At 65.7% G+C, this 341-nt stretch carries 1 pseudogene; it reads left to right on the top strand.

Annotated features, from left to right (window positions below):
- Positions 1-341 (top strand): annotated as a pseudogene (locus R2S09_RS40385) (RraA family protein); the annotation flags it as partial.

The raw sequence follows: 341 nt of genomic DNA, 5'->3' as shown, positions 1-341 counted from the left end.
GGAGGCACCAAACTCGCAAGGGCGGACAACATCGGGCTGGCGGGCGTACTGGCAGACGGCCGCCTCCGCGACTTCGACCAACTACGCGACTACAGGTTCGCCACATGGTGCACCGGAGAGGCGGTCCACTGGGGCGGCGACACGGTCATGCCGCACACATCCGGCGTGGCCGTCGAGATCTCCGGCGTATGCGTGAACCCGGGCGACTACATCTACATGGACAGCGCCGGCGGCGTCGTGATCCCTCCAGCGAGCCTGCAGCAGATCTTCGCCATCGCGGAGGACATCTCGGCCGATGAAGCCGCGGCCGCCAAAGACATCAGAGCCGAAAACACACAACC

It is taken from the genome of Streptomyces sp. MK7 (genome assembly GCF_032658145.1).
Classification (GTDB): domain Bacteria; phylum Actinomycetota; class Actinomycetes; order Streptomycetales; family Streptomycetaceae; genus Streptomyces; species Streptomyces spiralis.
This window is presented reverse-complemented; position numbering and strand designations above follow the sequence as displayed.